22 protein-coding genes are annotated in these 26,414 nt (G+C 51.5%); 1 reads left to right on the forward strand and 21 read right to left on the reverse strand.

Annotation, left to right across the window (positions count from 1 at the left end):
* Nucleotides 1–68: 68 nt before the first annotated feature.
* The 6 genes from whiA to rpe form a co-directional block, all read right to left on the reverse strand.
* Nucleotides 69–1,055, reverse strand: coding sequence for a DNA-binding protein WhiA (whiA, locus tag CMUST_RS08270; RefSeq protein ID WP_047262124.1), 987 nt, complete (start codon nucleotides 1,053–1,055; stop codon nucleotides 69–71).
* Between the two features lie 146 nt (nucleotides 1,056–1,201).
* Nucleotides 1,202–2,206: a gluconeogenesis factor YvcK family protein gene (locus CMUST_RS08275; protein WP_047262125.1), complete on the reverse strand. Its 1,005-nt coding sequence runs from the start codon at nucleotides 2,204–2,206 to the stop codon at nucleotides 1,202–1,204.
* 15 nt (nucleotides 2,207–2,221) lie between these two features.
* The gene (gene rapZ, locus CMUST_RS08280; RefSeq protein ID WP_047262126.1) at nucleotides 2,222–3,118 is read right to left on the reverse strand and encodes an RNase adapter RapZ; all 897 of its coding nucleotides are present in this window, start codon (nucleotides 3,116–3,118) and stop codon (nucleotides 2,222–2,224) included.
* A 108-nt stretch (nucleotides 3,119–3,226) separates the two neighbouring features.
* On the reverse strand, nucleotides 3,227–5,263 hold the full coding sequence (gene uvrC, locus CMUST_RS08285) for an excinuclease ABC subunit UvrC (protein WP_047262127.1): 2,037 nt from the start codon (nucleotides 5,261–5,263) through the stop codon (nucleotides 3,227–3,229).
* Between the two features lie 9 nt (nucleotides 5,264–5,272).
* A complete protein-coding gene (locus tag CMUST_RS08290) occupies nucleotides 5,273–5,809 on the reverse strand; it encodes a PH domain-containing protein (protein ID WP_047262128.1) in 537 nt (178 codons plus the stop codon).
* 133 nt (nucleotides 5,810–5,942) lie between these two features.
* Nucleotides 5,943–6,617, reverse strand: a complete 675-nt coding sequence (gene rpe / locus CMUST_RS08295; RefSeq protein WP_047262129.1) for a ribulose-phosphate 3-epimerase — start codon at nucleotides 6,615–6,617, stop codon at nucleotides 5,943–5,945.
* A gap of 348 nt (nucleotides 6,618–6,965) precedes the next feature.
* Between rpe and CMUST_RS08300 the strand changes: the two genes are divergently transcribed.
* Nucleotides 6,966–7,973, forward strand: coding sequence for an SMI1/KNR4 family protein (locus CMUST_RS08300; RefSeq protein WP_047262130.1), 1,008 nt, complete (start codon nucleotides 6,966–6,968; stop codon nucleotides 7,971–7,973).
* A 14-nt stretch (nucleotides 7,974–7,987) separates the two neighbouring features.
* On the opposite strand, the gene CMUST_RS08305 is transcribed toward CMUST_RS08300, so the two are convergent.
* The 15 genes from CMUST_RS08305 to pyrR form a co-directional block, all read right to left on the reverse strand.
* Nucleotides 7,988–9,520 (reverse strand): RsmB/NOP family class I SAM-dependent RNA methyltransferase, encoded by a 1,533-nt coding sequence (locus tag CMUST_RS08305; protein ID WP_047262131.1) that lies wholly within the window; start codon nucleotides 9,518–9,520, stop codon nucleotides 7,988–7,990.
* On the reverse strand, nucleotides 9,517–10,455 hold the full coding sequence (fmt, locus tag CMUST_RS08310) for a methionyl-tRNA formyltransferase (RefSeq protein WP_047262132.1): 939 nt from the start codon (nucleotides 10,453–10,455) through the stop codon (nucleotides 9,517–9,519). The genes CMUST_RS08305 and fmt overlap by 4 nt, the downstream gene beginning before the upstream one ends.
* A gap of 35 nt (nucleotides 10,456–10,490) precedes the next feature.
* The gene (def, locus tag CMUST_RS08315) at nucleotides 10,491–11,003 is read right to left on the reverse strand and encodes a peptide deformylase (protein ID WP_047262133.1); all 513 of its coding nucleotides are present in this window, start codon (nucleotides 11,001–11,003) and stop codon (nucleotides 10,491–10,493) included.
* 105 nt (nucleotides 11,004–11,108) lie between these two features.
* Complete coding sequence (locus CMUST_RS08320; protein WP_047262134.1) at nucleotides 11,109–13,205, reverse strand: primosomal protein N'; 2,097 nt, start codon at nucleotides 13,203–13,205, stop codon at nucleotides 11,109–11,111.
* Between the two features lie 47 nt (nucleotides 13,206–13,252).
* On the reverse strand, nucleotides 13,253–14,488 hold the full coding sequence (gene metK, locus CMUST_RS08325) for a methionine adenosyltransferase (RefSeq protein WP_047262135.1): 1,236 nt from the start codon (nucleotides 14,486–14,488) through the stop codon (nucleotides 13,253–13,255).
* A gap of 135 nt (nucleotides 14,489–14,623) precedes the next feature.
* The gene (gene coaBC, locus CMUST_RS08330) at nucleotides 14,624–15,880 is read right to left on the reverse strand and encodes a bifunctional phosphopantothenoylcysteine decarboxylase/phosphopantothenate--cysteine ligase CoaBC (RefSeq protein WP_047262136.1); all 1,257 of its coding nucleotides are present in this window, start codon (nucleotides 15,878–15,880) and stop codon (nucleotides 14,624–14,626) included.
* Between the two features lie 212 nt (nucleotides 15,881–16,092).
* Nucleotides 16,093–16,371, reverse strand: coding sequence for a DNA-directed RNA polymerase subunit omega (gene rpoZ, locus CMUST_RS08335; protein WP_047262137.1), 279 nt, complete (start codon nucleotides 16,369–16,371; stop codon nucleotides 16,093–16,095).
* 114 nt (nucleotides 16,372–16,485) lie between these two features.
* Nucleotides 16,486–17,064 (reverse strand): guanylate kinase, encoded by a 579-nt coding sequence (gene gmk, locus CMUST_RS08340; RefSeq protein ID WP_047262138.1) that lies wholly within the window; start codon nucleotides 17,062–17,064, stop codon nucleotides 16,486–16,488.
* A 4-nt stretch (nucleotides 17,065–17,068) separates the two neighbouring features.
* Nucleotides 17,069–17,392: an integration host factor, actinobacterial type gene (mihF, locus tag CMUST_RS08345; protein ID WP_047262139.1), complete on the reverse strand. Its 324-nt coding sequence runs from the start codon at nucleotides 17,390–17,392 to the stop codon at nucleotides 17,069–17,071.
* A gap of 327 nt (nucleotides 17,393–17,719) precedes the next feature.
* Nucleotides 17,720–18,565, reverse strand: coding sequence for an orotidine-5'-phosphate decarboxylase (gene pyrF, locus CMUST_RS08350; RefSeq protein WP_047262140.1), 846 nt, complete (start codon nucleotides 18,563–18,565; stop codon nucleotides 17,720–17,722).
* 4 nt (nucleotides 18,566–18,569) lie between these two features.
* On the reverse strand, nucleotides 18,570–21,920 hold the full coding sequence (carB, locus tag CMUST_RS08355; protein WP_047262141.1) for a carbamoyl-phosphate synthase large subunit: 3,351 nt from the start codon (nucleotides 21,918–21,920) through the stop codon (nucleotides 18,570–18,572).
* 31 nt (nucleotides 21,921–21,951) lie between these two features.
* Nucleotides 21,952–23,175, reverse strand: coding sequence for a glutamine-hydrolyzing carbamoyl-phosphate synthase small subunit (gene carA, locus CMUST_RS08360; protein WP_047262142.1), 1,224 nt, complete (start codon nucleotides 23,173–23,175; stop codon nucleotides 21,952–21,954).
* Nucleotides 23,175–24,533 (reverse strand): dihydroorotase, encoded by a 1,359-nt coding sequence (locus CMUST_RS08365; RefSeq protein ID WP_047262143.1) that lies wholly within the window; start codon nucleotides 24,531–24,533, stop codon nucleotides 23,175–23,177. Before CMUST_RS08365 ends, carA begins: the two co-directional genes overlap by 1 nt.
* A gap of 31 nt (nucleotides 24,534–24,564) precedes the next feature.
* The gene (locus CMUST_RS08370) at nucleotides 24,565–25,506 is read right to left on the reverse strand and encodes an aspartate carbamoyltransferase catalytic subunit (protein ID WP_047262144.1); all 942 of its coding nucleotides are present in this window, start codon (nucleotides 25,504–25,506) and stop codon (nucleotides 24,565–24,567) included.
* On the reverse strand, nucleotides 25,490–26,083 hold the full coding sequence (gene pyrR / locus CMUST_RS08375) for a bifunctional pyr operon transcriptional regulator/uracil phosphoribosyltransferase PyrR (protein WP_047262145.1): 594 nt from the start codon (nucleotides 26,081–26,083) through the stop codon (nucleotides 25,490–25,492). The genes CMUST_RS08370 and pyrR overlap by 17 nt, the downstream gene beginning before the upstream one ends.
* Nucleotides 26,084–26,414: the final 331 nt, after the last annotated feature.

The following is a 26,414-nucleotide window of genomic DNA, read 5'->3' on the forward strand; positions in this document are numbered from 1 at the left end:
TTCCTCCACTGCAGTCCCGTAGCGGCGTCGAAAAGCATCGCCTTTGGTTATTCGCACCCGCTGAGAGGTCACACTTGATCTAGTAATTCTTCAGTCACCACAGCTTGGGTGTCCGGAATGCCCAATTCTTTTGCCCTCTTATCAGCCATGGACAATAACCTCCGAATGCGCCCGGCTACTGCATCTTTAGTCATCTGCGGATCAGCCAATCGCCCGAGTTCTTCCAGCGATGCTTGGCGATGCTGTACTCGAAGCTGACCAGCTTCGGCCAGATGGTCGGGTACATCATCGCCCAGAATAGTCATCGCACGTTCCACTCGAGCAGCAGCAGCCACGGCTGCTCGAGCAGAACGACGCAGATTTGCATCATCAAAATTAGCCAAACGATTCCCGCTAGGGCGCGATTCACGGCGCAGCCGTCGCTGATCCCATTGCAACCGCGTGGCATGTGCCCCCATGCGCGTAAGTAATGCGCCTACTGCATCCCCATCACGAATACTGACTTTCTCTACTCCGCGCGATTCTTTCGTTTTCGCTGCTATTCCCAGCCTACGGGCGCAGCCAACTAGCGCTAAAGATGCTTCTTGACCGGGACAACTTACTTCTAGCCCACTACTTCTACCTGGATCCCCTAGTTGCCCAGCTACAAGGAACGCTCCCCGCCAGGCAGCTTCCGCATCGATGACTGTGCCACTGATGATTTGAGGTGGCAGTCCTTTAACCTGATGCCCGGATCTGGTAACCAAACCAATTCTACGGACGAGTTTGTCGGCATCATCGGAGATCCGCAGCAAATACCGAGCCGCCTTTCGCGACGATGTTGCCCCCAGTTCGAGTAAAGTGACTTCGTTGCCAAGAACTTCCTCAATATTGGTTTTCAATCTCTGCGCCACCTCGCGCAGCTCCAATTCAACTTCCACCACTAGTTTGTTCGCGATGATATTAAATTCCCCAGCAAACCGGATCATTGCGGCTATTTCTGCAGTAATCGCGGTTTGTTTCGTCTGGGTTACTTTACATAACTCTTCTTTGACCTGGGTGGAAAGACTAGACACAGTTGCAGGATCCTTATGTGTTGAGGTTTTATTTGGTATTAAACGGCCAATACTTCCAAATATGTTGTCTCATTCTAACGTTGTGACATCATGTTTGTGGCGCACGACGGCACCCAAAGCACAAGTGTTAATAAATACAGCCGAGTCTAACCGAAATACTCCTGACGCAATGCAGCAGCAAGTTTTTGCGGATCATGCCGGGATGTAAAAACACCCCGTGAATCCTCTTCCCGTAAATCATGGAAGGCAATTCGCGCACCTATATTTGCAGCAGCTCGTTCCAAATGCACTCGATCGGTAGCTATGGGCAATGCGCTAGAGTCGGCTATCACCACATCGGCGGCGAAATCTTTTGCATGTTGTTTAAGGATATGGATGTGTCGTTCCGCCGTGAAACCAGCGGTCTCCCCTGGTTCGGCATCCAAATTGAGCACCACCACTCGCATCGCCTCAACCGAATTAAGTGTCTCAACAACACCAGGAACTAGCAGATGCGGTAATACTGACGAAAACCAAGAACCCGGGCCAAGAGTAATGAGATCAGCTTGTTGCAACGCTGCTATTGCTTCGTCACATGGCAGTGGATTCTCCGGAATGAGCCGAACCCGACGGACGTTTCCCACTGTGCTCGCTACTGCCACCTGACCGCGAACTTGCCTGATAATACGGGGGTCGGAATCAAGACCCGAAACATCTGCTTCGATGTCTAAAGGTTGCGCACAAAGCGGAAGCACCCTCCCTTCGGCACGCAACATCCTTGCTACTGCATCTAGCGCAGCTACTTCAGATTGCAGAACCTCAAAGAGACCGGCGATCAACATATTGCCCACGGCGTGCCCAGCTAATGCGCCGTAACCACCGTAACGATGCTGTAAAACCTTTTCCCACATTTGACCTTCAGCATCATGTGGGGCCAATGCTGCTAACGCCATCCGCAAATCTCCGGGGGGTATCTGGCCAAGCTCTCGGCGAATCCGCCCTGATGAACCACCGTCATCGGCGACCGTTACGATAGCCGTGATTTGTTCAGGTGATAAATGACGCACAGCACGCAAGGTTTGGAATAAACCATGTCCACCGCCAAATGATGCTACTTTGATCGGGCTTGTGGAATTATTGGCGGTTGCGAAATCTTCGAATGAGTCGTTCACGTAAAACCTACCAACTTAATGGCGATTGATGTCGCGGTGCGAAACTGTCACGTCAAGGTCATCATTACCTGCTAATCTGCGGCCAATTTCCTCTGCTATAGCAACAGAACGGTGATGCCCACCTGTGCAGCCGATTGACACGGTGATAAATTTCTTCCCCTCATGTTTGAAGCCGTCACGCATGTCCATGAGCATCGTGTAGAAGTTATCGAGAAATTGCTGTGCAGATTCTTGGCTCAAAACATAGTCCGAAACAGGCTTATCTACCCCACGAAATGGTCGAAGTTCCGGCACCCAAAACGGGTTTGGTAAGAAGCGTACATCAACCATAATGTCGGTATCGCGCGGGGTACCATGCTTGAAACCAAATGACTGAACTGTCACATGCTGTTGCTTGGCTGCGAGGTTTTCAAAATTGGGTTCAATCGCTCGACGCAAATCATGGATCGACAAATCAGAAGTATCAATAACAACATCTGCCGATTCTTTAATTCCGGCAACAAGTTCACGTTCTCGTTCAATACCGATTAACAACGTGCCGGATCCTTGAAGCGGATGGGTGCGGCGCAGATTGTCGAAACGCTTAATAAGGACGTCATCACGTGCGTCCATAAAGAGAACCAAAGGCTTGATGCCTTTTTCAGCAAGAATAGCGATCACTGTGTCCAAGCCATAGGAGAAGTCCAGCGATCGCACATCCGAAACCAGCGCGACCTTATCGACTGGTGAATTCTCCGATGCACACAATTCGAACAACTCAACTGCAAGTTGTGGTGGTAAGTTTTGCGAGACATACCACCCCATGTCCTCCAACACACGGGCTGCCGAGCTTAAGCCTGCACCGGACATTCCGGTGATTATCACAGGTGGAATTTCGGTAACTGGTTCCATGGAGAGCTGTTCGGAGATCATGCCCGTTATTGTAGCGGGAAGAACCAACACCTAACACCTACTTTTAGCTTTTCGACGCCCCCAGCGGCATGACCATTTGTTATAGTCCACCGAATAACCGTCGAAAAGCTAAGAGCGCAACGTTTCATAGACACTCTGTGCTAGTTTTGGCCCAAAACCATCAACCGCCATAATTTCTTCCACCGAAGCTTGCTTGAGCGCTTTCACACTGCCAAAGTGTTTGATCAATGCTTGTTTACGTTGTACCCCTAATCCCGATATGTCGTCTAAAACACTGCGCTTCATGCGACTGGAACGTTGTTGCCGATGGAAGCTAATAGCGAATCGGTGTGCCTCGTCCCTTATGTGCTGCAATAGAAAAAGCGCTTGCGAATTCCTGGGCAAAATAACTGGATAGGGGTCATTTGGTAACCAAATTTCTTCCAATCGTTTCGCAATACCCACAACCATTACGTCGTCGATCTCTAGCTCATCAAGTACTGCTTGAGCCGCATTTACCTGTGGTGCCCCACCATCAACTATGAAAAGCTGTGGCGGGTAGGCGAAGTTTTTCGATGTTGGGTCTACCGGGGTGGGTTCGTCGGAGAACTGCAGCTTGGCATCTGTATCGCTGTCAGGAACATGCTGGTTGTTGTTCTTATAGGCGTGAAACCTGCGCCGAGTAATCTCCGCGATGCTGGCCACGTCGTTGGAATGACCGTCACCAGCAGCTTCCTTGATCTTATAGCGGCGATAATCAGATTTTTTAGGCAACCCATCCTCAAAAACGACTAACGATGCAACCACGTCGGTACCTTGGATATGCGAAATGTCGATACATTCCATCCGAAGCGGGGCATCATCCATCCCCAACGCGTCCTGGATTTCTTGTAAGGCCGCGGATCTTGTAGTCAAGTCCCCAACTCGCTTGAGTTTATGTTGTTTTAGCAAACCTTCAGCGTTGCGTCGGACCGTTTCCATTAGTGCTCGCTTATCCCCTCGTTGTGGAAGTCGAAGGGAGAGTTGGCCCTCTCGCAGCTTTTCCAAAATTTCCCGAGTGTGATCAACCTGAGAAGGTAAAACCGAAACCAATACTTCTTTCGGTATGACTGACGAAGCCACCCGGCCTCGTGCTGAAACTGAGTCGCTCCCGGAGTAGTTATCCACCCCGCGCCGCATGATTGCTTTTTCTTCCGAAGCTAGCGTTTCGGTTTCGTGTTCAACCGCCTCTACGTAAAACTGAATAATGAAATTTTGCAGCAATTCTTGTAGCTCTGTATCGGTATCGTCGCTTCGTTCGACAACCCAGCCACGTTCCCCACGAACCCGGCCACTTCGGACGTGGAACATATGGATCGCTGCCTCTAACGGATCAGCGGCGACCGCAATAACATCCGCATCTATGCCATCACCAAGAACAATCGCTTGCTGTTCGGTTATCTTTTTTATCGCTGCTAAATCGTCGCGCAGTCGTGCTGCTTTTTCAAAATCCAACTCAGCTGCCGCAGCTGTCATTTCTGATTCCAATTGCTTGGTAACCACGTCTGTCTTGCCAGCCATAAACGAACAAAAACCATCAACAATTTCGCGATGCTGCGCATCGGTAACCTTATCAACACATGGCGCGGAGCACTTATCTATGTATCCCAAAAGGCATGGGCGACCTAATGAGTGGTGACGATTAAAAACGCCTGTGGTGCAGGTACGTATCGGAAACACACGGGTGAGCAGATCAAGAGTCTCCCTCACCGCCCACGCATGGGAATATGGGCCGAAGTATCGGACTCCCTTTCGGCGCGGACCTCGATAGAAAAACGCGCGTGGTATTCGCTCGCCGACCGAAACTGCCAACAGCGGATAGGTCTTATCGTCTCGATATTTGACGTTGAACTGTGGATCAAACTTTTTAATCCAGGTGTACTCAAGCTGAAGCGCCTCCACTTCGCTGGCCACCACAGTCCATTCCACAGAAGAAGCCGTGGTAACCATTTGGCGAGTTCGCGGATGCAGCTGGCTGAGATCTTGAAAATAACTGCTCAACCTGGACCGTAAGTTTTTAGCTTTACCAACGTAAATGACCCGTTGACGCGCATCCCGAAATTTGTAGACGCCCGGCTCCGTGGGAATACTGCCTGGAGCTGGTCGGTAAGTGCTAGGATCTGCCACGCACTAATCCTAGTCTTCAGGCATGTATTTCGCTTCGAGCTCGCGGAATTTCTCCACAGCCACAACACACTTCTCACCATCAGCGGCAATCATTGCCCAGAGCGGAACGTATTCGAACTCAGGCAATTCCAACCGTGCCACTCGAGCACCTTCTGGAAAGTTCAAACCATAAATAACGATCCAAGGATAGAATCGCGAACCAATGAAATTTCGGACATCCACCCCGTCTTCATTCGCTCTCACCCTGGGCCTTGAAAGGCCAATAAAAAACACAACTGCGAAAATCACACCCACAAGGAAATAACCCCATTGGTCGATGACAGTAACCGCAGCACCCGTATCCCCCACCGCTACTATGAATGCTAGGAAAGTGTGAACCGCTATCGTAACACCCGCCGCGAGCCAAGCATACAGTTTCATTCGCCCCGAAGTAACCACTAGCTCCCAAGGTTTCGTGGTGGTTAAGGCTGCGTCTGCCGCGACATAACTCTGCAGTTCGGCGTCACTTAAAGTTTTTGGATTCTCGTCGTTCACGTTTTCTTCCATCTAGTTTTGGTACATACAGTTAGTCGCAGAAACCACACTATTAGTTCCCGGCAGTACTGTAAAACAGCGATATGTGATCAGGATGATCACTACAAAAATGAACTGTGAGCTAACCGCGACACAGTACTTATAGTCATATTTGTTTTGCTGCACTTTCACGTAGTTGCGCTACCGCAGCTGCACGGTCTGATTGGCCAAAAATTGCCGAACCTGCAACAAACGCATCACAGCCGGCTTCGGCTGCTGCACCGATGGTGCTCGCCGAAATACCACCGTCAATCTCAATCAAAGTTGACAAGTTTTTTGAGTCAATTTCGGCACGCAATAACCGAACTTTCTCCAACATTTCCGGCATGAATTTTTGGCCACCAAACCCTGGTTCAACGCTCATGACAAGCACAAGGTCAAATTCAGCCACGTGCGGTAAATACGGTTCAATTGGAGTTCCAGGGCGCAACGAAAAACCTGACCAAACCCCCTTGGCCCGTAGATGTCGAGCCAACCCTACTGGATCGTCAGTCGCCTCAACGTGAAAAATGACGCAATCTGCGCCCGCCGCTACGTAATTGTCTACCCATTTTTCTGGATTCTCGATCATTAAATGAACATCTAAATGTTGATCCGTAATCCTGTTTACTGCCGCGGTTATATCAGCACCAAACGAGAGATTAGGAACAAAATGGCCATCCATAACGTCAACGTGAATCCAATCAGCGGTTTCAACTGCACGCACTTCAGCACCGAGATTTGTGAAGTCAGCTGCGAGAATAGAAGGGGAAATGATCGGGTGAGAGACTGCGAGAGACATGCACTCATTCTAGCCCGCATTCCGCCACCACGAAACTAACCCGTTTCAGGTTTCGCCAATCGGACAAACGCAAAACGACTCTGGCTGATACTACTTTCATAAAACAGGCTATGTCCAGTGAGTTTTTGGCTTCATGCCAAATGTATTCACGTAGCTCCACTGGTATAACCTATCAAATGTGCTCCACATGTAACCTAAACTAAGGTACGATCGCTTTTTAGAAAATAAGACGTATGTGATATCCCGCTTTTAGATTCTGACTCCGCAACGCACAGGATATTGCTGAAAATACGTGGCACTAGTTATTTACTGGTGAGGTATTTCCCAAAATGAAAGGTGGCATCCAGAGTGAGCGATTTATCCACGTTCAACTTTGAAGGTTTCTGGCGAGAAAGCGATTGGGCCAAAAATTTTCAATGCGAGCCACTGGTTGAAAGCGCGATCGCCGAAGTGGAAGCTGAACTTGGCTACAAGCTACCGCAGTCCTACATTCAGCTTGCACATAACCGCAACGGTGGGGTCCCAGTCAATGATTGTTACCCCACTGCTTCCCCTACCACCTGGGCCAAAGACCACGTGGCAGTAGCCGGCATCTTTGGTATTGGGACATCCGCGCCTTATTCGTTGCTGGGGTCGGCTGGTTCTCGGTACTGGCAGAATGAGTGCGGATATCCGGACTGGGGTGTTTATTTTGCCACGACCCCAACAGCAGGTTCGGAAATGTTCTTGTTGGATTATCGTGAATGCGGCCCGTCCGGGGAGCCACGAGTAGTTTATATAGACCAAGAAGCAAACTACGCTTGGCAGGTTATTGCCCCTGATTTCGCAACCTTTATCTCGGGTTTTGCTAATCAAGATCTTTTCGACGATGCCAGAGAAACCATCAAAGATGCTTTCAATTCTGTTTCTAACGGTTCCTTTTCGCCAATAATAAATCGGGCTTTTGCCAAGGTTCCGGAGAGGCAAGCACACATAGAAACACTACTGCGTACAGTTGGGAATCGAATTGTTGAGGACAAAGGCTATTTTGGTTTGCATGATGATAAAAATTCGCACCAGATTTACGATGCGATGCTGTGGTTGCTCAGCCAATTAAAAACCCCACAATCAATCGAGGATTTTCTACTTCGTAAACCAGGACAATTAGATTACACAAATCCATGTTATGAGCTGATGCTCCCACTATGTTTTAGCCATCAACCATTTGGGTTTACCACCGACGGATGGAACAGCAATTATGTGCATGGTTGGTGGGATTCTCGACTTTCAGAAGGATATATCATCGAAACCAACGCCGGGTTCCAGTGTAGTGAGAATTTTTACGATGATCTGCTACATCTGGAACCAATTGACTGATAGCTGCTGGCAGGTTAAGAATTTTCATTCTTCCTTAGTACTGCGAAAAACATAGCGTCGGTGCCGTGTCGGTGTGGCCACATCTGCACTGATTTGTGCTCACCTGTTTTAGGCATCCCACCGCTAAGTTCCGCTGCATCTAGCTCTTCTATAGGCAATAGTTTGACCGCTTTATCCACAATAGCTCGGGTTTCGCGTAGATCTGGTGAACAGGTGGAATATACAATCACGCCACCCGGCCTAGTCATGGCTACTGCTGATTCAAGTAATTCATATTGCAAGACTGCCAAATCAGCGATATCCGATTCTTGTTTGCGCCAACGTGCCTCCGGCCGACGACGCAACGCCCCCAGTCCGGAGCACGGGGCGTCGACAAGCACGCGGTCATAGCCCGGTGTCAACGTTAATTTCCTGCCATCTTGATTATGTACAGTTACCGGTAAACCTGAGACGGTCTTTCTAATCAGTTCTGCACGATGCGGCTGAATCTCAACAGCATCGACGCTGGCGCCGTCGATACGTGCCAGGCAACCAATGAGCGCGGCCTTGCCTCCAGGGCCAGCGCAAAGATCAAGCCATCGCCCGTTATCGGTTCCAATAACCGGTGCTTCGACTAAGGCTCGGCCGATTATTTGTGACCCTTCGTCTTGGACTGCTGCAAGTCCGTCACGAACCGCTTCCAGCCTGCCAGGATCCCCACCGGGAAGGTATACCGCGTAAGGTGAGTATTTTCCTTCTTCACCTTCCGTCATCAATGCAAGTTCTTCGGCAGTGATCTCTCCGGGTCGTGCAACAAGATGAACCGCGGGGCGCCGGGAATCTGCCTCTAGTGCCTCAGCTAATTCACCAATTCCGAGTACCTTGGCAAACGACTCCGCTATCCATTCTGGGTGCGAATGTTTAAATGCAATCGCTGGTATCTCGCCAACTGGTCGTAGTTTTTCGAACCATTTTTCAGGGGTGGTGCGGGAAATTTTTCGCATCACTCCATTTGTGAACCCTTTGGCTTTTTCTTGCCCAATCGCGTCCACTAGATTAACGGTTGAGTCGACCGCAGCATAGTTATCAACCCGAGTGTAAATGAGTTGATAGGTTCCTATCCTCAGCGCGTTGAGTACTCCAGGATCAATGTCTGTGAGCGGTCGAGTGGCTGAAGCTGCGATTATCTTATCTATTACACCTTGGTTTCTTAACGTCCCATAGGCTATCTCAGTTGCAAATGCTGAATCTCGGCGTTTGATTTTGAAATCCCGCAGCATTTTCGGCAACACAAGGTTTGCATATGCGTCTTGGGTATCGACTCGATACACAACGTCGAAGGCAACAGCCCTGCCGAGGTCAATCGTATTGAGTTGACGTGGGTCACCGCCTGGTTGGTATTCGGTATGGCGTGGTTGCTTGTGCCGCGCTTGGCGATTCGACTTGCCATGGCCATTGTTTGCTTTACGACGGTTATCGGGCGCATGCTCTGGTTTTCCATCTTTTTTATTTGACCGCGATCGGAACCCACCACTTGCAGCCAATCCGTGACTATTTTCAGTTGTCATTGGAACCGTAATCCCTCCGTTGTTCCTAGTCCGCGTCCCCAATCGGCTGCATCCATCATTTTCTTGCCCGGTACCTGTATCCGGCTTAACTGGACCGTGGTGGAGCCTGTTCCAACCACGACCGTTTTTTTGTTGATCGCAATTTCGCCGGGTTCCAAGTTTGCATCTAAAGTAATTGTTTTCACGGGTTCGAGTTTGACCCGTTGATCATTAAGTGTCGTCCATGCACCTGGTGCTGGCGTCACTGCCCGGATATGACGGTCTATTGATTCTGCCGCATCAGACCAGTTAATCCGGGCATCTGATGGAGTTATCTTTTTGGCATAGCTTGCTTCACCAGTTTGTTGTTCAGGCATGATCGTATCGTTTTCAAGCCCAGAAACTGTACGTTCCAACAGCTGTGCGCCAGAGTGTGCCAGCCGATCAAGTAGATCCGCTGCAGTATCTGTTGCATTGATTTCTTCAGTTACGGTACCTAGGATCTCTCCGGTGTCAAGTCCGCTATCAATACGGAATGTGGTAGCCCCAGTCACCCGATCCCCCGCCGCTATTGCTGCTTGTACAGGGGCCGCGCCGCGCCAACGTGGTAGTAATGAAAAATGCAGGTTGATGAAACCATGCGGAACTAGGCTCAATAAACTTTCCGGTAACAAGTTGCCATAGGCCACTACTGGTACGCAATCGGGCGCTAATTCCATCAGACGTTGCCGAAACGCCTGCCCCTCTTCCGATTCTGGATTCAACGTTGTTGGTTTAAGAATTTCCAGTCCGTGTGCCTCAGCCAATTCTGCCACAGGTGAAGGATGTAGGGTTCTACCTCTTCCTTTGGGCGCATCGGGCCGAGTGACAACCGCGAGTATCTCGTGATCGCTTTCAAGTAATGCCCGAAGTGCGATTACTGCAGGTTCCGGAGTTCCGGCGAATACTAGTCGCATGACCGTTTTCTCTTTCGTTGGCTTAAGTTTTTTAGTTACGTACGATTAAACCATTCAGAATTTCTGATGTGGGCCATAGCGGTTTTTCGATCAGAGGGCTCTAGCTTTCGGATAAATAATTGTCCATCAAGGTGATCAGTTTCATGCTGGATACACCGAGCCATAAGACCAGAGGCCATGATGGTCACAGAGTTTCCGTTGAGATCAACTCCGGTAAGTTTCACCGAATTATACCGGGTGACATCAGCGCGAATATCAGGTATTGACAGACACCCCTCAGGGCCAGTCTGGGTTTCTTCGGTCACAGGTTCCCAGGTGGGATTAATGATATGGCCACGCAACCCATCTTCGGTATGCGAGCAATCAAAAACAAAGACGCGCCGTAGGACCCCGATCTGGTTTGCTGCAAGACCAACGCCGCTGGCATCATCCATGGTTTCAAGCATGTCATTGATAAGTGTCGCTAAGGAGTCATCGAATTCGGTTACTTCGACTGCGCGGCTGGTTAATACTGGATCGCCAAATAGTCGGATTTCTCGTATGGTCATCGGCCTAGGTTTTTCCTTGTGTAGATTTTAAGAACTATTGGTTAACAGGTCTAGCTTTTGGAATACTAGTCCAACAGTCTAGTTATTAACCAAGATAACGTTAAGTTACCCGATCCGGATCGGGTCGATTTGTACTCTAAGTGGCAGGTTTTCTTTCCGAAGTGCACGCGCGCGTTGTGCTGTTCGTAGCGCATGGCCTAATTGGCTTCGGGGGCCTAGAGGTGTGCGAATCAGAATACGTTGTGGGGGGCCATACTGTGACTCATCGTATTCACCGGGCAAGCTCAGGCCTGGTGGTAGATCTACTGGGCCCAGAATCTCGGCGTGATCAGGTAAGGCTGCCAATTCCAAAAAATTATTAATGGCAGTGGCCGCACCGTCAACAGCTGCCATGTGAACCGTAGGCGGGAATCGTACTTCTCGACGTTCTTTTAGTTCCCGTTCAGCTGCACCGACCACGTCCCACCGCACGAGGTGTTGAACCACCGGAAGTGCTGGATCAGCGACAATTACTACTTCGCCCCCTTTAGAATGGCGAACAACCAAATGAGCCGCACGCAGCCATGCAGCTAGTGCGTCTTCCGTGGCTCGTAGGTCTTGCCGCCCCAACATGGCCCACGTGTCTAAGAAAACAGCGGCACCATATTCTCCACCGGACACTAGCGGTTCGGCACCAGGTGTGGCGATCACTATGGCTGGTTCAGCTGGGATAGAGTCGAGAATCTTATTACCACCTGATGTGATAATGCGTGTTTTAGGAAACGCCCTTCCAAATTCTTCTGCTGTACGGTCATGCCCCAATACGACGGCACGCACCGTCGATTTACCGCAACTACCGCACCGGTAGTGATTGTCCTTTCGCCCACACCACCGGCAGGTAGGAACACTTGACGCATATGGGTCATTGGCAGGTGGTGGCGCTGTCTGTGCGCGATTACGTTGGTTCTGCGGCCCAGGAAACAATGACTGTACCGATCCGGAATCTAAACCAAGTGGACCATTGCAATGCCGACATCTAGCAGGCGATCCGCAGCTTTTGCAGGCCAGCGTGGGCACATAACCAGTCCGCGGCACTTGGATCAAAGCTGGCGTAGATCTATCCAATGCGCCTTTAATCGCTTGATAAGCGCTGCTTGGAAGCCTGGAATTTTTGGCAAACCTATCTCGTTGGAGAGCGATTTCGCTATCGCCAGCTGCGCTTATCCTGGGCATTCGGGTACGGATGGTATCGCGGCTGGCGACAAGATCATGGGCCCAACCAGACTCCACCAGTAGTTGCGTTTCGGCAGTACGCCCATGCCCTGCAAGTATCAACGAGCATTTTTCTTGGGTCGATCTTGTTGTTAGCACTTCACGGGCATGAACATAGGGTGCGCGAGGGTCAACCAGATTATCGTCACCATCATCCTTAATCACGGCCAAACAAAGGTTTTCCACCGGGGCGAAAGCAGCAGAACGAGTGCCTATAACAAGCCGACCTTGTCCATTAAGGACGCTCAAAAACCGGCGATACCGAGCCTGTGGCCCCATTTGGCTGTTGAGCACTGTAATTTGTTTGGCGGAGACCCATTCCTTAGCCGCTGACACAAGCTGATCAATGTCCTTTTGATCTGGAACGATAATCAAGGCTCCATATCCGTCTTTGACCACTTTTACCGCTAGGGAGCAAAGCGCAGCCGCCCAATCATCACCAGGGGCAATCTGCCAAGCAGCACGAGCAATGTGCCCAGTGATTACGGCATCAACAAACGACTCACCATAGTTATAACTGGACCAATAGGACAAATCTGGTTCTTTAGCCTCCCCCAAACCCGCCCATGGAATGCTTGTATCTGATTCTTCAGCCTTTGCGTGTCGTGATGGGATCGCTGCGCGAATAAGGTCACTGGTCATTCCCCCATATCGCTCGGAAAGGGCTTCAATGAGTCGTCGTGTTTTTTCGGGGTACACGATGTCGGAAGAAATTACTCGGTCAAGCCATTGCAAGGCACCAGTGTGTTCCGCCGTAGAGCTGCGCTCAAGCAGAATTCCGTCGATAAGCCGACCCGCAAACCGGATTCTAACTCGAACCCCCGGTTGTGCATCCATATCTTGCTCTTCGTCGATCCGATATTCAAATATCCGGTCAAGGTGACTTATTCTAAGCAACGGCAAAACCCGCGCAACAGGCGCGTTGGCGGCTGGTTGGCGGGTTTTCGGCATGGTTACGATTCTAGCGGCTTATCCTTCTCCCTTGATTATTTACACAATCAGTTCAACCCGACTGCAGCCCGCAATTGATCTGTTCTATCGAGGCGTTCCCATGGCAGATCAAGATCGTTACGGCCAAAATGCCCATAAGCCGCAGTTTGCGAGTAGATGGGGCGCAACAGATCTAGTTCCCGGATGATTGCGGCCGGGCGAAGGTCAAAGACTTCACCTACCGCACGTTGAATCTCGGCATCGGATAGTCCGTCACGTGCGGTTCCGAAGGTTTCGACATATAACCCCACCGGTTTTGCCCGACCGATAGCGTACGCAACTTGCACCTCCGCCCGATCCGCGAGACCAGCAGCAACAATATTCTTAGCGACCCACCGCATCGCATAAGCTGCGGAGCGGTCAACCTTGCTGGGATCCTTTCCAGAAAATGCCCCACCACCATGACGAGCCATGCCCCCATAGGTGTCAACGATGATTTTTCGGCCGGTGAGTCCAGCATCTCCCATGGGCCCACCTAAGATGAAAGAACCTGAAGGATTAACAAGGAGGTTGTACTCACTAACATCTAGAATCTGGGCTAAATCAGCATCACCAATCACCCAGTCGACGACATGTTCTTTAATTTGTTCACGCAGCCACTCTTGAGTGACTTCCGGGTCATGTTGTGTGGAGACAACGATTGTATCGAGACTTACCGGGCGGCCAGAATCATCGTACCCTAAGGTTACCTGTGTCTTTCCGTCCGGACGTAAATTGCTAACAATCCCTTCTTTACGTACTTGTGTCAGCCGTCTGGAAAGTCGATGGGCAAGCGAGATGGGTAGTGGCATGAACTCAGGTGTTTCATTCGAGGCGTACCCGAACATAAGCCCTTGATCACCTGCGCCAGCCTGATCGTCGTCGTCAGTTCGTTGCCCATCACGTACTTCTTGTGAAACGGAAACTGAATCCCCAATCTCTGCCGATTGCTCACCAATAGCAATATTGACACCGCAGGTGCGGCCGTCAAAACCGACATCGGACGATGTAAACCCAATGTCAACTAGCGTCTGCCGAACTAGAGTCGCAATATCAATATACGATTCCGTTCGCACCTCACCCACAACATGAACCTGTCCAGTAGTAACGAGGGTTTCGACTGCCACTCGGGATCGCGGATCCTTTTCTAACATGGCATCCAAAACGGCATCGGAAATAGCGTCACAGATTTTATCTGGGTGCCCTTCGGTCACGGACTCACTGGTAAAAAGTCGCAACCGTGTGGTCGCAGCCTCGTTGGACATGAAAAGATCCTCGTTAATGAAAGTAGGGTTTGGTGTATGAGTTGCGCATCGAATGATTCGACCGTGGTGGGTTGAAGACCTGGGCCGTTGCGTTGAACCAAATATAGACCAAGCTGTCTAATTCGGCAAGTCTGCTTAGTTTAATGCAGTGTCCAGGGTTAGCTTTTCGACGGCATCAAGGATGCGTGCTGCCACTTGATGTTTGGTTCCAACTGGAATTTCCGTTACGTTTCCTAGAGCATCAATCAAGAAACCTTCGTTTTCAGGTTTCCCAAAAACCTTGTCATCGCCGACTTCATTACACATAAGGAGGTCGCAGCCCTTTTTAGCGATCTTTGCTCTAGCGTAGTCAAGAGCTGAATACTGATCATCTCCTGTTTCCGCTGCGAAACCGACAATCGAGGTTGCTAAAGAAATATCTCCAGCTTCACGCAGTTCAACCAAGCCTTTGAGAATGTCTGGATTTTCCACCAACTGAATGTGCCGTAGACCGCCCTCAGTTTCGTGCCCCTTCTTCATTTTTGTTGTAGCAACTTCCTCAGGCCGGAAATCAGCTACCGCCGCCGCCATGACAATGATGTCCATATCGGGTGCTAAATCACACACAACACTTTGCATTTCACGGGCTGATCGCACGGAAATCACCTCCGCTCCGCTTGGGGGTAACAGTTTTTCAGTTGCCGCTGCAACGATGGTTACCCTTGCCCCTCGATGGGCAGCAATTTCGGCCAGGGCATAGCCTTGTCGGCCAGAGGAGTGGTTGCCGATAAACCGCACCGGGTCGATTGCCTCGCGAGTTCCACCTGTGGTTACTAAGACTCGCTTATCAGCCAAACTTTGCTGTAGGCTCTCCCCCGCTGACACCACCCGCGCTAAATCTGCAATTTGCTCCGGCTCAGGAAGTCTGCCCGCCCCCGTATCCTTTCCTGTGAGACGGCCGTGTGCTGGGGCCAAAACAGTGATACCTCGACTGCGTAACGTCGCAACATTTGCTTGCGTGGCTGGGTTTTCCCACATTTCGGTATGCATCGCAGGCGCTAAAACCACTGGGCAGGTAGCAACCAAAATCGTGGCGGCTAGCAAATCATCAGCCCGGCCGGCGGCTACCCGTGCTAAAAGGTCTGCCGTAGCAGGTGCAACAACAACAAGATCCGCATTTTGTCCAATGTGGACGTGGCGAACTTCATCCACCGCGTCAAAAACACTAGTTGATACTGGATTTCCGCTAAGCGCTTCGAACGTTGCCTTACCGACGAAATTCAACGCTGCTTCTGTCGGAACGACTTTTACGTTGTCGCCCGCCTCGGTGAAATTTCTAATAAGATGACACGCTTTATATGCAGCAATGCCGCCAGACACGCCTACAACAACATTTCGGTTTTTTTGATCCATGTAATTAAAATCCCATCGCAACTATAGCTAACCAAGCGCCGCTATCGACCACTATGTTAAACATTGTGCCGTGTGCATTGTCATCTCACAATTACGGGATGGCAATTAAAACAAATAAAACGATGAACCAAAAGTTTTCTGGTATGGCAAAACCTCCATCACTTCGGGTTTCCCGTATGTGACAGAGGTTTCAACACTACGTTGATCGTATCTTAGCCTTCTTCGTGGTCTAAGAGACCAGCTTCAATTTCGCGTAACGCGATTGATAGCGGCTTCTCCTGGTTTTTCGGAGTAACCAACGGGCCAACGAATTCAAAGACACCTTCGTCTTCCTGTTGGAAATAAGAGTTGATCTGCCGGGCGCGCTTAGCCGCAAAAATTACCAACGCGTACTTAGACGAAACACGCCCTAAAAGTTCGTCGATTGGCGGATCGGTAATACCGGTCGGGGTATCATATACGCCCTGGTTGCTTTCCATAACGTTGCTCACGTTGGGTCTCTTTCACCTTACGTTTAAAGTCCTTGCAAACCGGCTACAAGTGCGTATCGAACACTTGGTAGCCGCATAAAACCTCTCGGTTTCATACATCATAGTAGATAACCCCTAGAGGTTACGACCTAAGAGGATATCACTAATCGCAGCGACTGCCTCTTCCACATCGTCATTGACGACGACATGGCGAAATTCGTTCATGGCGTCAAGCTCAGTCCGTGCAGTTTCCAACCGACGAGCTATAACATGCTCCGCTTCAGTGCCACGACCGGTTAGCCGTTCTACTAACACATCCCACGAAGGTGGTGCCAAAAACACTGTTTCCGCCTCTGGTTTTAAAGCGGCAACATTACGGGCGCCAACCAAATCCACTTCAACTAGCACCGGCCGACCGGCAGCCAAAGCAGCTTCAATTGGTTCCGCTGGAGTTCCTGAACGCTGTAGTCCACCGTGAATATCTGCCCACTCGAGCATCTCTCCGGCGTCAATGCGTTGTTGAAACTCCTCAGGCGTAACAAAGAAATAGTCGATTCCATCCACCTCACCCGGGCGGGGCGCACGGGTTGTCATGGAGACGGAAAAATACAGGTCGGCTATGTCTTCGCGCAGGCGATTAACCACCGTGGATTTTCCCACGGCAGAAGGTCCGAGCAAAACAACTAATTGGCCTTGACGGTTATCGCCAGACATCCGCCTAGTCCTCGGAGAAGCCGAAGCGCTCCAGAAGGGCGCGGCGCTGGCGGTCACCGAGTCCGCGCAGACGACGAGTCTGAGCGATCTCCAACTCTTCCATGATTTCCTTTGCTTTTACCTTGCCCACCTTAGGCAGGGATTCCAGGAGTGCAGAAACCTTGGTCTTGCCAATGATCTCATCGGTCGAAGCCTTAGCGAGAACCTCCTTCAGGGAAATATCGCCGCGCTTGAGCTGTTCCTTGAGCTCCGCACGTGCCTTACGAGCCTCAGCTGCTTTTGCGAGGGCTTCCTTGCGCTGCTCATCGGTTAACTGTGGAAGGGCCACGGGATTCCTCCGATTCAATAAAGTCTGGAAAATATTTTTTGATGAGTGGTGGAGCGATTCTCCACCTGCGGAAATCTACCATACACGCAGGATGCGTGTGAGGGCAGCACCCGGTAGATTCCGCATAAGTTTAACACCTAAATACAAAAACCTAGGTAACGGCGTGTTTATTTTAGAAAACCGCAGGTCACTTAATTAGTAACCTGCGGCAAACAAAACTACGCTGAACTGGGAATATGAAGAATTATTAAAAATATCCTTCACGCGACACGTCCAGGGGTTTTCGAACAGTTTGTGACCGAAAACCACAATCCGGTGTCGAAAAATTTAAGCACTTTTTTCCGGATAGTCCTTCGCCGCCGAGGTTACCGCAGCGGCGAGTTTCTCGGTATTTGGGCCGACTTTCAAGATCTCCCGCGACATATTGGGAAACGCCCATGCGTTAGCCTCTTTGGCAATCCGGGCCACGTCAGCTGCATCGGCGCCTTGGGCACCGACACCAGGCATAAGAACCGGGCCATTAAGCCCCGTGACATCTGGCACCTGCTTAAGCGTTGCTCCTATCACGACGCCGACGTACCCAAATACTCTTGCTGCCTTATACGGCGCATTGCATGCCGAGGCTTCCGCAACCATCAGTTCATCCAGCCGCTCACCGCTGGTAGTGATGCTGCTTTGGACTTGACGTCCTTCTGGATTCGACGTCGCCGCGAGCACGAAAATTCCGCGACCAGTAGCTTTCGCCAACTCCAGGGCAGGCTGCAACGAACCGAAGCCCAAATATGGCGAAACCGTGACTGCATCGGAACACAACGGTGATTCATCCGCCAGCCAGGCTCTGGCATAGGCGGCCATGGTGGAGCCGATGTCGCCCCGCTTCGCGTCGGCCAAAACCAGGGCACCCTGCGCACGCAGGTCTTGGATCGTCTGCTCCAAAACTGCGTACCCGCCTGAGCCAAACGCCTCATACATCGCTACCTGCGGTTTTACCAAGGCAGCTGTAGAGCCAAAGGCAGCAACACAGATTTCTGAAAATGTTCGCAGCCCCATCAGATCCACGCTAAGACCCCAGTTTTTCAAAAGCTCTGGGTGCGGATCAATTCCCACACATAGCCGACCGCGACGCCGGGAAACGTCGAAAAGCCGCTCCCCAAAAGTTTCACGTTCGCTCACGTCATTACTCCTTAATTGGGCTGTGATCTAGTTCCTGCAACGCACGCACGCTTAACTCGCCGGTCTGTAAAGCCTCGATTCCCTGTACTGCGGCGGTAACGCCCTGCACGGTGGTGACAAGTGGGATACCCACACTCACCGCAGCGGCACGAATCTCGTAGCCATCGTGACGCGCACCAGCGGATCCAGCAGGCGTATTGAGGATCAAATCAACCTCACCTGCCCGAATCAGATCCACGATGGACTGCTTTCCGACGTTGCCGCCTTCTTCAGCCTCGGAACGCTTCAATACCGTTTCGCACTCAACACCATTGCGGCGCAGCATTGCGGCTGTACCTGCGGTGGCAAGCATCTTAAAGCCCAGCGATGCCAAGCGTTGGATCGGGAAGATTAGGGTTCGTTTATCGCGGTTAGCTACCGAAACGAACACAGTACCGCCAGTGGGTAACGCACCAAACGCAGCTTGTTCCGCTTTGGCGTAGGCGGCACCGAAGTTGTCGGCTAAGCCCATAACCTCACCGGTAGACTTCATCTCTGGCGATAGAAGAGTGTCCAACATCGTGCCGTCAGGGCGACGGAATCGGTTGAACGGTAAAACAGCTTCTTTAACCGCGATTGGGCAATCAAGGGGCAACGAACCGCCATCGTAATCGGTTGGAATCATGCCCTCGGCTTGCAGCTGCTTAATCGTCGATCCGGTCATGATCCGCGATGCTGCCTTCGCCAGGTGAACCCCAGTGGCTTTGGAAACAAATGGAACGGTACGCGACGCCCGCGGATTGGCCTCAATGACGTACAAAATGTCGTCTTTGAGCGCAAACTGGACGTTCATAAGCCCCTTGACGCCGATTCCGTGTGCCAAGGCTGCCGTGGATTTCCGGACTTTCTCAATGTCCTCCGGGCCAAGGGTCATCGGCGGCAACGCGCAGGCGGAGTCACCAGAGTGAATGCCAGCCTCCTCAATATGCTCCATAACGCCAGCCAGGTAGACGTCCTCACCGTCGCAAAGCGCATCGACGTCAATCTCAATAGCGGAATCCAGGAACCGGTCGACCAAAACCGGATGGTCGGAGGTGATTTCCGTAGCACGTTCGATATAGTCCGCTAAGGAAGTCTCGTCATAAACTATTTCCATGCCGCGACCGCCCAGCACATAAGATGGGCGCACCAACACCGGATAACCGATCGTTGCGGCGACCGCTTTTGCCTCATCGAAGGAGGTCGCCGTACCAAAGGCTGGCGCAGGCAGATTGGCCTTGCGCAGTACTTCACCAAATTCACCGCGGTCTTCTGCGAGGTTAATTGCCTCAGGGGTGGTTCCGATTACCGGCACCCCAGCGTCACGTAATTTCTCTGCCAATCCGAGTGGGGTTTGACCACCAAGCTGAACGATCACACCCGCAACCGTTCCGGACTGCGATTCGGCGTGATAAACCTCCATTACGTCTTCGAAGGTCAGCGGCTCGAAATAGAGGCGGTCTGCGGTGTCGTAGTCGGTGGATACGGTTTCTGGATTGCAATTGACCATGACGGTTTCGTAGCCAACGCGCGATAACTCCAAGGCGGCGTGAACACAGGAATAATCAAACTCAATGCCCTGACCGATCCGGTTAGGGCCAGAGCCCAAAATCAGAATCTTGTCTTTTTCGGTTTGTGGCTGTACTTCCGATTCTGCGGCCGGGTCAAGCTCATAAGCGGAGTAATGGTACGGGGTTTTCGCCTCGAATTCCGCCGCACAGGTATCAACAGTTTTAAAGACAGGACGGATTCCCAACGACCAGCGTAACCGCCGAATACCATCCTCACCTGCGAATTCAGGGCGCAAAGCTGCGATCTGCCGGTCGGAAAGACCATAGAATTTTGCCCGACGCAGCAAGTTCTCATCAAGCGTCTTGGCTTCAACCAATTCCTGACGGAAGTCCACTAATTGTTTTAATTCAGCAAGGAACCATGGGTCAATCCCGGAGGCTTGATACACGTCTTCGACAGAAGCACCGAGCCGCAATGCCAATTCGGCATCGTACATCCGTCCCTCTGTTGGACGTTTCAAATCTGTTAAAAGAGCCTGAACATCCGCGGCCTTGTCTCCTGCGAAAGCCTCGTCCGGCACAGTCCAGAACCCGGCCTGTTTATTCTCCAGCGACCGCATGACCTTGCCCAAGGCCGAGACGTAGTTGCGGCCCAATGCCATCGCCTCACCAACCGATTTCATTGTGGTCGTAAGCGTGTCATCAGAGCCGACGAACTTCTCAAACGCGAACCGGGGAGCCTTGACAACCACGTAATCGAGTGTCGGCTCAAACGCTGCCGGGGTTACTCCGGTGATGTCGTTGGTGATTTCATCCAAGGTGTAGCCAATGGCCAACTTCGCCGCGATCTTTGCAATCGGGAAACCAGTAGCCTTGGAAGCGAGCGCCGAGGAACGCGACACCCGGGGATTCATCTCGATGGTAATCAAACGACCGTCTTTAGGGTTTTGGGCGAATTGGATATTACATCCGCCGGTATCCACACCCACCTCGCGGATAATGGCAATGCCTTGGTCCCGCATCTTCTGGAATTCCCGGTCTGTCAGCGTCATAGCTGGTGCAACCGTTACCGAGTCGCCCGTGTGTACCCCGAGTGCGTCGACGTTTTCGATGGAGCAGATCACGACCACATTGTCAGCGCTGTCGCGCATTAACTCGAGTTCGTATTCTTTCCATCCCAAGATTGATTCTTCAATCAGCACATTGGCTTCCGGTGACGCCGCTAATCCGCCGCCAGCGATGCGCTCTAAGTCTTCATCGTTAAACGCTAGACCAGAACCGAGCCCACCCATGGTGAAGGAAGGGCGCACCACCACGGGCAAGCCCAGTTCCGCCACGGTTTCTCTTACTTCTTCCATGGTGTGGCACACTCGCGAGCGGGCGGACTCGCCGCCGATTGCTGCGACGATGTCTTTGAACTTTTGCCGGTCCTCACCACGTTCAATAGCATCGATGTCCGCACCAATTAGTTCCACCCCGTATTTCTCCAAGGAACCGCGGCGATCCAATTGGATAGCTGCGTTCAGTGCGGTTTGCCCGCCTAGTGTCGCCAGAACCGCATCGATCGGATGACCCTGTGCGATCTCTTTTTCGAAGATTTTCTCTATAACCTCGGGCTCGATGGGTTCCACGTAGGTGTGGTCCGCGAACTCGGGGTCGGTCATGATGGTTGCTGGGTTGGAGTTGATGAGGGTAACCCGCATTCCCTCTTGTTTGAGCACGCGGCAGGCTTGAGTGCCGGAATAATCAAATTCGCAGGCTTGACCGATTACGATGGGTCCAGAGCCGATTACCAGGACATGTGTGATGTCATTACGCTTTGGCATAAGTTTGTTCTCCCTGTTTTCCTGGTGAGTGTTAGTTTTGGCCGCGGTTGTGCGTCATTAACGAAATGAACTGGTCAAATAGCGGGTTGGCGTCGTTGGGGCCAGCCGCCGACTCCGGGTGGTATTGGACGGAGTAGGCCAATCCGCTGGTAAGGGCGACGCCTTCCACAGTTCCGTCGTTGAGACACGTGTGGGTTACCTGTGCTGGGCCAAATGGTGTGTCGAATACTTCGCCTGCCGTACCTTTCAAGGCGAAACCGTGATTTTGGCTGGTGATGTCGATTTTTCCGGTGGTGTGGTTTAAGACCGGAACGTTGACGCCACGGTGGCCGAATTTTAGTTTGTAGGTTTCCAAACCCAATGCCCGACCGAGAATTTGGTTGCCGAAGCAGATTCCAAAAAGTGGGAGTTTCGCTGCCAAGATTTCTTTGACTATTTCCACCATCGTGTCTGCAGTTGCCGGGTCGCCCGGACCATTGGAGATAAACACGCCGTCTGGTTGGTACTGTGTGATCTGCTCGAATGGAGTATTAGCGGGCACGACCACGGTACGGATACCACGTTTAGCAAAGTTGCGTGGAGTGTTTGTTTTAATCCCCATGTCGTAGGCAACAACGGTAAACCGTTCTTCGCCTTCGGCCGGAACTTCGTATGCATCTTTGGTCGATACTTCTTGGGAGAGGTCTAAGCCGGCCATGGATGGTTGGCTTCGCACTATTTCTAGAAGCTCATCGAGAGGTTTCTTGGCATCATCACCGGAGAATATCCCTGCTGCGACCGATCCGTAGTTTCTTAAATGCCGAACGATTGCGCGGGTATCGACCCCTTTAATCCCTATCAACCCTTGTGCTAGCATCTCCTCTTCAAGGCTGCGTTTCGCCCGCCAATTGGATACCTGCGCAGAGAGGTCTCGGATTACCAAACCTGCAACCCAGATTTTATCGCCGTGGGATTCGTTATCTTCATCATTCCAGCCGGTGTTTCCGATGTGCGGTGCGGTTGTCACCACGATCTGGCGGTGATACGACGGGTCCGTCATGGTTTCCTGGTAACCCGACATTGCGGTGGTGAACACTGCTTCACCAAGGGTGGTTCCGGTGGCGCCAAAACTACTACCGGTAAAGACTTTTCCGTCGCTCAACACAAGCAAGGCTTTGGAATTTTGATTAGCGGAAGAAGATTGTGTCACAACATCACCTTTCTGATTTTCCGATGAGCTGGAAGTTTTTGTTGCGTTGGTGGTTAGCGGTTGCATTATTCTGCACTGGTTCGTGGCTCAGCAGGCTGACCGTCAATGCAGGTCAACCGACCCCGCAAGATCGTTGTCGTCACTTTGGCGTCAAAAGACATACCTTCAAATGGGGTGTTTTCAGACTTAGATGCAAGTTCAGTGCTGTTAACGGTCCATGGTTGGCCCGGGTCAATGATGGTTAGGTTGGCGGGTTCCCCGACGGAAATCGGCCGCCCGTGCCCCGGCAACCGGAGAATTTCGGCTGGGCGTTCGCTCATGATCTTTGCAATAAAGCGCCAATCCGCAAGGCCGGTTGCAACAAAGAGCTTTGCGACGATAGCCAGCGAGGTTTCCAGGCCCAGCATTCCAGGCTTCGCGTGTTCAAATTCGCAGCATTTTTCTTCCGAGCCATGCGGAGCATGGTCAGTTGCGATGCAGTCGATGGTGCCGTCCAAAAGCGCATCACGCAGCGCTAAGGTATCTGATTTTTCACGCAGTGGTGGATTGACACGATTAACCCCGTCATACGTGCGTAGACGTTCATCGGTAAGCAATAGGTGATGCGGGGTAACTTCTGCGGTTAACGGGATTCCCTGTGCTTTTGCCCACCGGACTAATTCCACCGTTCCAGCAGTCGATGCGTGACAAATGTGCATGCGATTGCCATAATCGCGACACAGCAATGCGTCACGCGCAACTATGGATTCCTCGGCTACCCGTGGCCATCCTCGTAGCCCGAGGGTGGCGGCCACTTCCCCTTCGTGCGCCACAGCACCTTCGGTGAGCCGTGGATCCTCACAGTGCTGAGCCAAAAGCACGTCAAGGCCTTTGGCATATTCAATCGCGCGTCGCATAATCTGCGGATTATCAACGCATTTTCCATCATCCGAAAACATTCGTACCTTGGCATCGGAGTGAGCCATCATCCCGAATTCGGTAAGTTCCTTACCAGCCAAGCCTTTTGTTATCGAACCAACTGGGTGAACGTCGCATAGGCCGACCTGCTGGCCCTTGTACCACACTGACTCGGCAATAACCGGCTGATCCATAACTGGCATGGTATTCGCCATGGTAAAAACAGCGGTAAAACCACCTTTCGCCGCAGCGGCGGAACCAGTAGCAATGGTCTCGGTGTCCTCACGACCAGGTTCACGTAGGTGAACATGCATGTCAACCAAACCCGGCAGCAGCACTCCACCTTGACCGTCCACCACTCGGTCAGCGTCGAAAAGTTCATCGCCGATACCAGCAATGATACCGTCCACAATGAGAACATTAACGCCGTCACCCTCGCCATACGGTTTAACATTCGTGATTAACAGCGAACCTGGCTCTACCGGCCCAAGCTGTCCTGTTTCTGGATATTCCAATTTTTTTGTCATTTTCTTTCCTACAGTCACACCTTTGGTCGAATTAGAAGCCCGGGTTCTCGGCACCCGCGATTAACGTAAACAGCACCGCCATGCGAGTGTGTACGCCATTTGATACTTGCTGTAATACGGCTGAACGTGGCGCATCGGCAACGGCATAGTTTATTTCCATCCCGCGTAACATTGGGCCTGGGTGCATGACGATCGCGCCATCTTTCATCCGGGCCTCGCGTTGCTTGCTCAAACCGTACAATGTGGCATATTCCCGATGGGAAGGGAAGAATCCACCCAGCATTCGTTCTTGTTGCACCCGTAGCATCATCACGACGTCGGCATCTGGTATCTCTGGATCCATCTCGTAACTGACTCGAACCGGCCAGTTCTCAACCCCTGGCGGCAACAACGTGGGTGGAGCTACCAACACCACCTCTGCGCCGAGCGTGGCGAGTAGATCTACATTGGAACGCACCACACGAGAGTGCAGGCAATCGCCAACGATCACAATTTTTCGGCCTGTGATTTCCCCTATCCGTTGCCGCATGGTCACTGCATCCAGCAATGCTTGTGTCGGGTGCTGATGTGAACCATCGCCAGCATTAATAACCGATGGCCCTACCCCATTTGGCGCTACCCACTGCGCTAACTGCAATGCTGCACCCGAGGAAGGGTGCCGGATGATCAACGCATCAGCGCCGATGGCGGAAAGAGTAAGACCTGTGTCTTTTAGTGATTCTCCTTTTTTGACGGAAGATGACGATGCCGAAATGTTAATGACATCCGCACTCATCCATTTACCAGCAGTTTCAAAGGACGAACGAGTACGAGTCGAATTTTCGTAAAACACAGTGAAAATCGTCCGTCCCCGTAGAGTCGGAAGCTTCTTTAGCTCTCGGCCTTCTAGGGCTTCTCGAAACCTATCGGCTTCGTCCATAAGGCCGATGATTTCATCTTTCGATAGGTCTGCGATGCTAAGCAGGTGTTTCATCTATTCCGTCACCTCGGGTTAAAACGATGGCATCCTTGCCATCGATATCGGCAAGTAAGACTGCAACATCTTCCGCTCGGGAAGTAGGTAGATTTTTACCCACGTAATCCGCCCGAATGGGCAATTCCCGGTGTCCTCTATCAACCAGCACCGCTAATTGCACAGAAGCCGGTCGTCCCACATCGCGCAACGCGTCAAGCGCAGCTCTGATAGAACGACCGGAAAATAACACGTCATCAACCAATATAACGGTGACCCCATCCACCCCACCGGAAGGAATACGTGTTGGTTGGAGAGCACGATGCGGTTTCGTACGCAAATCATCTCGGTAAAGTGTGATGTCTAAACTGCCTACCGGAACCGTAACGCCGGTGAATTGCGCAATCTTTTCCGCCAGCCGGTTAGCTAACGGCACTCCCCCCGACGGAATGCCGAGCAACATCACTGACTGCGTTGCCTGATTTTCGGGTGCGTCCAGGGCAGTTTTTTCAATGATCTGGTGCGCGATGCGTGCAATAGTACGAGACACGTCGTCGCTGCTGAGCAACTCAACTGTCTCGTGCCGATTCTCACTCATCGTGACCTCCTTCCCCGCCTCACTGTGCGGTCCGTTAAAGGATGTCAAGCATGATTGTCATTAAACCTAACGCTAGTAGTGGTAAACACTGCGCCAAATCCAAAAATCATACTTCTTGTTTGAGATTCAATTAGGTTGTGGTTCTGTGTTTTATGCCTCGCTTTATATATCATGCGACCATCAAACACAGCACTGCAACAAACTTTATCACCTTAATACCAGGTTTAACCTATCCCCCAGCTCAGGTGCGTCTACCAAACGATAATCTATTTGATCAGCTACGGCTCATGACAAGCTCGCTGTTGGCATCCACGTGAAAACTATCCACATG

This window comes from Corynebacterium mustelae, from assembly GCF_001020985.1.
GTDB lineage: Bacteria > Actinomycetota > Actinomycetes > Mycobacteriales > Mycobacteriaceae > Corynebacterium > Corynebacterium mustelae.

Coding starts and splice junctions, on each gene's coding strand:
- rapZ (WP_047262126.1), bottom strand. CDS start 3,118: ATGATCTCCGAACAGCTCTCCATGGAACCAGTTACCGAAATTCCACCT.
- CMUST_RS08290 (WP_047262128.1), bottom strand. CDS start 5,809: ATGGAAGAAAACGTGAACGACGAGAATCCAAAAACTTTAAGTGACGCC.
- rpe (WP_047262129.1), bottom strand. CDS start 6,617: ATGTCTCTCGCAGTCTCTCACCCGATCATTTCCCCTTCTATTCTCGCA.
- CMUST_RS08305 (WP_047262131.1), bottom strand. CDS start 9,520: ATGACAACTGAAAATAGTCACGGATTGGCTGCAAGTGGTGGGTTCCGA.
- fmt (WP_047262132.1), bottom strand. CDS start 10,455: ATGCGACTAGTATTCGCCGGAACTCCGGAACCTGCAGTAATCGCACTT.
- def (WP_047262133.1), bottom strand. CDS start 11,003: ATGACCATACGAGAAATCCGACTATTTGGCGATCCAGTATTAACCAGC.
- CMUST_RS08320 (WP_047262134.1), bottom strand. CDS start 13,205: ATGCCGAAAACCCGCCAACCAGCCGCCAACGCGCCTGTTGCGCGGGTT.
- metK (WP_047262135.1), bottom strand. CDS start 14,488: ATGTCCAACGAGGCTGCGACCACACGGTTGCGACTTTTTACCAGTGAG.
- coaBC (WP_047262136.1), bottom strand. CDS start 15,880: ATGGATCAAAAAAACCGAAATGTTGTTGTAGGCGTGTCTGGCGGCATT.
- gmk (WP_047262138.1), bottom strand. CDS start 17,064: ATGTCTGGCGATAACCGTCAAGGCCAATTAGTTGTTTTGCTCGGACCT.
- carB (WP_047262141.1), bottom strand. CDS start 21,920: ATGCCAAAGCGTAATGACATCACACATGTCCTGGTAATCGGCTCTGGA.
- carA (WP_047262142.1), bottom strand. CDS start 23,175: ATGCAACCGCTAACCACCAACGCAACAAAAACTTCCAGCTCATCGGAA.
- CMUST_RS08365 (WP_047262143.1), bottom strand. CDS start 24,533: ATGACAAAAAAATTGGAATATCCAGAAACAGGACAGCTTGGGCCGGTA.
- CMUST_RS08370 (WP_047262144.1), bottom strand. CDS start 25,506: ATGAAACACCTGCTTAGCATCGCAGACCTATCGAAAGATGAAATCATC.
- pyrR (WP_047262145.1), bottom strand. CDS start 26,083: ATGAGTGAGAATCGGCACGAGACAGTTGAGTTGCTCAGCAGCGACGAC.